The sequence below is a fragment of the Thermodesulfovibrionales bacterium genome, from assembly GCA_035622735.1.
Taxonomy (GTDB): domain Bacteria; phylum Nitrospirota; class Thermodesulfovibrionia; order Thermodesulfovibrionales; family UBA9159; genus DASPUT01.
The window spans coordinates 1-7,014 of record DASPUT010000026.1; the positions used below are offsets into that span (position 1 = coordinate 1).

At 54.8% G+C, this 7,014-nt stretch carries 10 protein-coding genes; 1 reads left to right on the plus strand and 9 read right to left on the minus strand.

Annotated elements, in window-relative coordinates; all coding sequences use genetic code 11:
• Nucleotides 1–453 (plus strand): sigma-70 domain-containing protein (locus VEI96_01290; GenBank protein HXX56618.1); only part of this gene is annotated, 453 nt, incomplete at its 5' end.
• Nucleotides 454–461: 8 nt separating this feature from the next.
• Here the strand turns inward: VEI96_01290 and VEI96_01295 are convergent.
• The 9 genes from VEI96_01295 to VEI96_01335 all read right to left on the minus strand — a co-directional run.
• Nucleotides 462–1,184: a cytochrome c biogenesis protein CcdA gene (locus VEI96_01295; protein HXX56619.1), complete on the minus strand. Its 723-nt coding sequence runs from the start codon at nucleotides 1,182–1,184 to the stop codon at nucleotides 462–464.
• The gene (locus VEI96_01300; GenBank protein ID HXX56620.1) at nucleotides 1,181–1,675 is read right to left on the minus strand and encodes a MogA/MoaB family molybdenum cofactor biosynthesis protein; all 495 of its coding nucleotides are present in this window, start codon (nucleotides 1,673–1,675) and stop codon (nucleotides 1,181–1,183) included. Before VEI96_01300 ends, VEI96_01295 begins: the two co-directional genes overlap by 4 nt.
• A 19-nt stretch (nucleotides 1,676–1,694) precedes the next feature.
• Nucleotides 1,695–2,165, minus strand: a complete 471-nt coding sequence (locus tag VEI96_01305) for an MOSC domain-containing protein (GenBank protein HXX56621.1) — start codon at nucleotides 2,163–2,165, stop codon at nucleotides 1,695–1,697.
• A 52-nt stretch (nucleotides 2,166–2,217) separates the two neighbouring features.
• On the minus strand, nucleotides 2,218–3,312 hold the full coding sequence (gene mnmA / locus VEI96_01310) for a tRNA 2-thiouridine(34) synthase MnmA (GenBank protein ID HXX56622.1): 1,095 nt from the start codon (nucleotides 3,310–3,312) through the stop codon (nucleotides 2,218–2,220).
• A gap of 88 nt (nucleotides 3,313–3,400) precedes the next feature.
• Nucleotides 3,401–4,045, minus strand: coding sequence for a CBS and ACT domain-containing protein (locus VEI96_01315; protein ID HXX56623.1), 645 nt, complete (start codon nucleotides 4,043–4,045; stop codon nucleotides 3,401–3,403).
• 94 nt (nucleotides 4,046–4,139) lie between these two features.
• Nucleotides 4,140–4,844, minus strand: a complete 705-nt coding sequence (locus VEI96_01320) for an ABC transporter ATP-binding protein (protein HXX56624.1) — start codon at nucleotides 4,842–4,844, stop codon at nucleotides 4,140–4,142.
• The gene (locus tag VEI96_01325; GenBank protein HXX56625.1) at nucleotides 4,837–5,559 is read right to left on the minus strand and encodes an ABC transporter ATP-binding protein; all 723 of its coding nucleotides are present in this window, start codon (nucleotides 5,557–5,559) and stop codon (nucleotides 4,837–4,839) included. The genes VEI96_01320 and VEI96_01325 overlap by 8 nt, the downstream gene beginning before the upstream one ends.
• Nucleotides 5,556–6,500, minus strand: a complete 945-nt coding sequence (locus VEI96_01330; protein HXX56626.1) for a branched-chain amino acid ABC transporter permease — start codon at nucleotides 6,498–6,500, stop codon at nucleotides 5,556–5,558. Before VEI96_01330 ends, VEI96_01325 begins: the two co-directional genes overlap by 4 nt.
• Nucleotides 6,497–7,014 (minus strand): branched-chain amino acid ABC transporter permease (locus VEI96_01335; GenBank protein HXX56627.1); only part of this gene is annotated, 518 nt, incomplete at its 5' end. The genes VEI96_01330 and VEI96_01335, both read right to left, overlap by 4 nt.

Here is a 7,014-nt window from a genome sequence, read left to right on the forward strand (position 1 = left end):
GAACTCGTCCAGGAATTCGGTTGTGAACCTTCCCCTGAGGAGATCGCCGAAAGGGTTCATATGCCTGCAGGAAAGGTGCGAACGATCTTGAAGATGTCGAAGGAACCGGTATCCCTCGAAACCCCGATAGGGGAAGAGGAAGAGAGTCATCTCAAGGACTTTATCGAAGACGAAAAGACCCTTTCTCCCCTTTCAGCCCTCATCAGCGACGACATGAAGGATGTTGTCGAAAAGGCGATCTGCACCCTCTCTTCAAAGGAGGAGAAGATCATCAGGAAGAGGTTCGGGATCGGGGTCGAGACCCCCCTCACGCTCGAGGAACTGGGCCACGAGTTCCATGTCACGAGGGAGAGGATAAGGCAATTGGAGGTCAAGGCGATCAGGAAGTTGAAGCATTCCGACTTAAACCGTGAGCTGAAGGCCTTCGTAGAGCTCCGGCAGGGCGAATCGTAAACGAATCTTCAGAAGCGGATCCCCATATCGGGCATGAGACTCGTGAGTTCTCTCACCCTGTTGAAGAGAAGCATGACGCCGAAGATGATGAGGAGAAGACCGCTGACGATCATAACTCCACGCATGTGCCTCAGCAGCCTTCTCGAATAGCTTAAGAAGCTGTTCATCGCGAGGGAAGAGACAAAGAACGGAACCGCGAGACCGAGTGAATAGGTCGCAAGGAGTTTAAACCCATAGAGGGCAGAGCCCTTCGTGCTCGCAAAGAGGAGTATCGTCCCGAGAATCGGGCCGATGCACGGCGTCCAACCCGCAGCGAAGGTCATACCTACAAGAAACGTACCGACATATCCGACAGGTTTTCCGGAAAGGTGAACCTTCTTGTCCCGCGTCAGAAAATCTATCTTCAGAAAACCTGCCACAAAGAGGCCGAAGAGGATGATGAGAATCCCGCCGCCTATCCTTATCCATTCCTGGTAAGCGAAGAGAAGACGACCCACGACCGAAGAGGATGCCCCAAGTGCGACAAAAACGGCGCTGAACCCCAGGATAAAAAAAAGGGAACTGGTCATCGTGAGATTGCGCACCCTCTTTCTGTCGACTTCTGCCGTCAGGTCCTCGAAAGATATGCCGGTTATGAACGAGACGTAGGAAGGCACAAGCGGAAGTACGCAAGGAGAGAGGAATGAGAGGATTCCCGCAAAGAAAGCGAGGGCAAATGAGACGTCCTTCACCGTGCGCACTCCTCCATGCCGCCTTTAATCTTTTCGACGGCATGAGGGATGACATCGAGAATGACGGAAAGGTTTTCCGCCACGGCCCTCGGACTTCCCGGGAGGTTCACGATCAGCGCCTGCCCCCTGACGCCGGCAACCGCACGCGAAAGCATGGATCGGGACGTCTTTTTCATACCCTCGGTGCGCATCGCCTCGGCCATGCCGGGCACCTCCCTCTCGATGACCTCCAGAGTCGCGTCGGGTGTCACATCCCGCGGACTGAGTCCGGTGCCGCCCGTCGTGATGATGAGATCGACTCTGCCGGCATACTCGATCAGTTTCTCTTTGATCATCGTCTTTTCATCCGGTAGTATCTCGGAAAACCTCACCTCCGCGCCGATGCCCTCGAGCATCCTCCCGATGGCGGGACCGCTCAGATCGTCCCTTTCGCCCCTCGAGCCCTTATCGCTTAAGGTCAGAACAGCAACCGTTATCGTACGACCCTTCATGTCAGTCCCGCTTCTGCCATCAGGTGCCGGAGGGACTCATCGCTGTCCCCTCATGAATGCCTCTTATGGCATCGCCAACCCTGATAGAGCCGCCCTTTAAGACCCTCACGAAAATCCCCTCCTTAGGCATCACGCAGTCGCCGGCCTGATAGTATATCGCACACCGGGTATGGCACTCCTTTCCTATCTGGCTTACCTCCACCTCGATCCCGTCTCCGATAACAAAGCGCCCGCCGACCGGAAGGTTCGGAAGGTCGATCCCCTCGGTCGTAATATTCTCCGCGAAATCACCGGGGCTGACATCGAGGCCCATATCCTGCATCTTTCTTATACTCTCAAGGGCGAGGAGACTGACCTGGCGGTGCCACTGCGACGAAGCATGCGCGTCGCCTTCTATGCCGTAGTTTTCCTTCACTGTCGCTTCCGCAACGGGTTTTTTCCTTTCACCTTTTTTCTCGCTGACATTTATCGAGACGATTTTCGCCGCCATCTGCTCCCCTCGTCATCTTCCGCCGATGCCGTCTTCACAACGCCGAATACCATCAACATATTACTCCGCCGCCGATGACGCTTTCACCGTCATAGAAGACGGCGCTCTGTCCCGGCGCCGGTGCCCACTGGTTCTCATCAAAAACAACGCGCGTCCTCGTATCATCCAAAGGCACTATTGTAGCGGGCTGGTCCTTCATGGTGGACCTGACCTTCACCGTCGCCCTGAAACTCGCGATGCTCCGGTCGTCCGCTCCTTCCGTTGCGGATGTCCCGCGACTCAGCCAGTTCATCCTCCCTACGACGCAGTCTTTCTTCTTCGCTCCGTGCTCAGGGCCCACATAAACCGTATTCGTCGAAGGATCGATCTTCGAGACGTAGAGGGGTCTTCCGGTCGCTACCCCGATCCTCTTACGCTGACCGATGGTGAATAAATGAATTCCCCGGTGCCTCCCGAGAACTCTGCCCGTCTCCGCTTCGACGAGAGGCCCCCCCCTGCCCTCCGTAAGACTCTCGAGAAATGTGACGTAATTCCGCCCGCCGGCAAAACAGATCTCCTGACTCTCCGGTCTTTTCGCGGACGGCAGCCCGAGACTGCGCGCGATCTCCCTCACCTCGTCCTTCGTCTTGCCGCCGAGCGGCAAGGTGAGATGACTCAGTTCTCTCTCTCTGAGAACATAGAGTACATAGGATTGATCCTTTCTCGAATCAATCCCCTTTTTAAGAGAGACGCTCCCGCTCTCACCGCGACGAGATCTTTCGACCCTCGCATAATGTCCCGTGGCGATGAAATCAGCTCCCCGCTCCTCTGCCGCTTTCAGGAGATAGGAAAATTTGATCTTCTCGTTACAGAGGATGCAGGGGTTCGGCGTAAATCCCTGTTCGTATGCCTCGACGAAGGGTTCTATCACCTGTTCTGTGAATTCGTTTCGCAGGTTCACCATGGAATGGCCGATACCGATCTTTTCCGCGGTCTTTCTCGCATCGAGGAGAGATTCAAGAGAGCAACAGGCGGATGCCACACCGCTCTGAATCCGCCTCTCCCCCAGGATAAAGCTCACCCCTTCGACTTCGTACCCCTGTTGCTTGAGGAGATACGCGGCGACAGAGGAGTCGACCCCGCCGCTCATCCCGACAATCACCTTCATGCCTTATGATACCAGAAATCGGAAAAAAGCCGACAGCGGAGGAATGTTCCGGAGACCTCACTCGTGCCGCATCGTGGGCCCAAGACCCTCAGCCCTTTCGGATCCTCACCTTGGTATAGGCGCCCTCGAGCTCTGCCTTAAGATTCTTGAAGTCACCCTTTCCCATCGTTCTGATCACGATATTCCTGTACCCCTCCTTAACGCCCTCGTGCGAGGTCAGGATACTCTGAAGGCTGAATCCACGTTTTCTGATGATATCTGCAACTTCCTTTATCGACCCCGGTCTGTCCTCGACGGTGAGGCATATCCTGTTTCCGCCATGGCGGATTCCCGTAATGTCGACAAGGGCGCGGAATATATCCCTGTCGGATATGATCCCCACAAGCCTTCCGTTGTCCAATACCGGGAGGCATCCGATATGCTCGTCGAACATGACCATCGCGGCTTCCTCCACAGGGGTATCGGATGATGTCGTATGGACCTTCGATTTCATGATCTCCCCGACCCTCGTCTTCGCCAGGAGATAGTGTAATTCATAGATATCGAGAGCTGTCGCCTTCGACGGGGTAAATTCCTTTACATCCCTGTCCGATACGATCCCCCTGACCTTCCCTTCCTCCACTACGGGCAAGTGCTTTATTCCGTTATCCTTTAAGAGGCGCAGCGCATCGGAGACGCTGTTATCCGGGCTTACCGTAACAACCTTCTTCGTCATCCAAGAGGATACAAACATTTCACACCTCCTATGAAAGTGATCAAATCAAACGTCTCTTCCTCGAAACAGGCGGAGAATCGTCGCCATAACGTCGCACATCAGGGTTTCTCTGTTACACCCCCAGATACGCCGTTTTCACATGCTCGTTGCCGAGCATCCAAGAACCCGCACCCTGTAACACGACCTTGCCGCTCTCGAGCACATACGCCCTGTCAGCGATCGCGAGGGTCTGCTTCACATTCTGTTCGACGATGAGGACCGTGGCCCCCTCTTCCCGTATCCTCTTTATAACGTTGAATATCTCGCGAACGAGGATGGGCGCGAGACCGAGAGAAGGCTCATCGAACATCAGGAGTTTCGGCAGCGACATCAACCCCCTTCCTATGGCGACCATCTGTTGTTCCCCGCCGCTCAGGGTACCGGCCAGCTGCCTTCTGCGCTCCCTGAGCCTCGGGAAGAGTTCAAACACCATCTCCTTCGTCTCGTCCCGCTTTTCCCTCGCTTTCCCCTTCAGTGAACCCATGTCGAGATTTTCCTCCACGGTCATCTCGACAAAGAGTCTCCTTGCCTCGGGACAGAGGGCGATACCCATCTCGATGAGCCGGTACGCCTCGATTGTATGGATCGGCGTGCCCTCTAAGAGTATCTCTCCTTTCCTGGGCCTCAAGATACCGGAAATCGTTTTCAGACTCGTTGATTTTCCCGCGCCGTTTGCGCCGATAAGGGCGACCACCTCACCCTTCTTCACCCCGAAGGAAACATCCCAGATTACCTGGACGTCACCGTAAAAGACATCGATGTTTCTTACCTCAAGCACCTTTTTCCTCTCCGAGATACGCCTCCACAACGAGAGGGTTGTCAGCGATTTCCAAGGGAGTCCCCTCGGCGATCTTCTCACCATAGTTGAGCACGACGATCCTGTCCGATATGGACATGATGACCTTCATATGGTGCTCTATGATCATGATCGTTATCCCTCTTTCCTTTATCTTCTTGATGATCTCGATCGATTCATCAAGTTCACGGGGGTTAAGCCCCGCAAAGGACTCGTCGAGGAGGAGCAGTTCCGGCCGAGTCGCGAGGGCCCTCGCGATCTCAAGTTTCTTCCGCTTCCCCAGGGGAAGTCCCCGTGAAATGAGATCCCTGTCATCAAGCAAACCGGTGAACGCAATCGTCTCCAGGGCCAGCTCCTCGGCCTGGGCCCTTCCTTTCACTCTCAGGAAGGCGGAGGCGATGACATTATCAAGGACACTCATCCTCTGTAACGGCTTTACTACCTGAAAGGTTCTTGCGATCCCGAGTCGGCAGATTTCATGAGGCCTGCGGCCGGATATTTTCTCATGATTCAGGAGGACCTCACCCCTCGTGGGTTTATAAAAACCATTCACGACATTAAAGAGCGTCGTCTTCCCGGCACCGTTCGGTCCGATGAGTCCGAGTATCTTTCCTTTCTTGATCTCGAACGAGACATCGCTTATCGCTGCGAGTCCGCCGAAGAACATAGAAACCCTCTTGATAGCGAGCAAACTCACCGCGAAGTCCTCACCATCCTCGAAAGGACTCGCGAGAGCTTCGGAAAATCGCCGACGATGCCGTTCGGCAGATAGATGACAATTACGATGAGGAGAATCCCGAAGAGCGTCTGGTACGCGGTACCGAGACCTGGAAGGGACCTGATGAATTCGGCAAGGACGACCATGATGATCGCTCCGACAAAAGGACCGAGATAGGTAGCCACCCCTCCCACCATGACGATCATGATCGCGATGATCGATATGTCATGCAGCGCAAAGACGACATTCGGATCGATGTAGCCCATATAATTCGTATAGAAAGCCCCGGCGATTCCGGTAATGGTTCCGCTGAGACATAACGCTATGGTCTTGTAGAACGTCGTATTTATTCCCAATGATTCCGCTGCGTCCTGATCTTCCCGTATCGCCACGAAATAATATCCGAGTTTTGATTCGATCAACTTCTTCACGAGGAAGTAGGTCGCCGAGGCAATGAGCAGGATGATATAGTAGTACCATAGTTTTCCGACCCAGGTCCTCTCCTGTACCATGATACCGAGAGAGCCCCCGGTAAAACCGACGAGATTCTCCGCCGTGATCCTCATCACCTCGCCGCTCGCCAGGGTCGCGAGTGCAAAAAAGGGTCCCCTCAGCCTCAGGACTATGAACCCGAGAATCAGGGCGAAGATTCCGACGATGACGATACTGAAGGGTATTCCCCACCAGGGTGACATGCCGAGTTTCGCGTAGAGGATGCCCGCTGTGTAAGCCCCGACTCCGAAATAGGCGGCGTGGCCGAAAGATACCTGGCCGCAGTAACCGCCGAGGAGGTTCCATGCCATACCTATCGTGGTCCAGATAAAGACGAGTATGAGGATATGCATCACGTACGTGCTGAAGCCGGCAAACGGGAGAAGCGCAGCGATGGTCAGAACGATAAGAGGAATGTGTCTCCTCATCTGCCGAATCTCTTCTTCCTGAGGAGAGATGCCACACCCCCGGGCAGGAAAATGAGGCAGGCGACGAAAATGACGAATCGCCCCACAGGGGCCCAGCCCATGCCGACATAGGTGGAGGTCAGCGACTCAAAGACGCCGAGGATCAGGCCCCCGATGATCGCGCCGACCGTTGAGCCAAGCCCTCCGAGGATCGTGATCACAAAGGCGATGAGGGTAAATTGACCGCCGAGGGCGGGATAGAGGTAGTAGATAGGAATAAAGAGGCACCCTGCCGCACCCACAAGTCCGGAACCGATTCCAAAGGTGACCACCCGCATCAGCTTCACGTTCACTCCCATGAGGAGGGCAGCGTCAGGGTCCTGCGCGGTAGCACGTATCGACTTGCCGGTATCCGTTTTTGCGAGAAAGAACCAGAGCGCTGTGGTGATAAAAACGGCAAAGACAAACGAAACGGTCCACGGCACCGAGAGGGAGAGTTCGATGGGAGAGGTCTTCCAGTAATCGCTGAGATACC

Coding starts and splice junctions, on each gene's coding strand:
- VEI96_01305 (HXX56621.1), bottom strand. CDS start 2,165: ATGGCGGCGAAAATCGTCTCGATAAATGTCAGCGAGAAAAAAGGTGAA.
- VEI96_01300 (HXX56620.1), bottom strand. CDS start 1,675: ATGAAGGGTCGTACGATAACGGTTGCTGTTCTGACCTTAAGCGATAAG.
- VEI96_01315 (HXX56623.1), bottom strand. CDS start 4,045: ATGTTTGTATCCTCTTGGATGACGAAGAAGGTTGTTACGGTAAGCCCG.
- VEI96_01330 (HXX56626.1), bottom strand. CDS start 6,500: ATGAGGAGACACATTCCTCTTATCGTTCTGACCATCGCTGCGCTTCTC.
- mnmA (HXX56622.1), bottom strand. CDS start 3,312: ATGAAGGTGATTGTCGGGATGAGCGGCGGGGTCGACTCCTCTGTCGCC.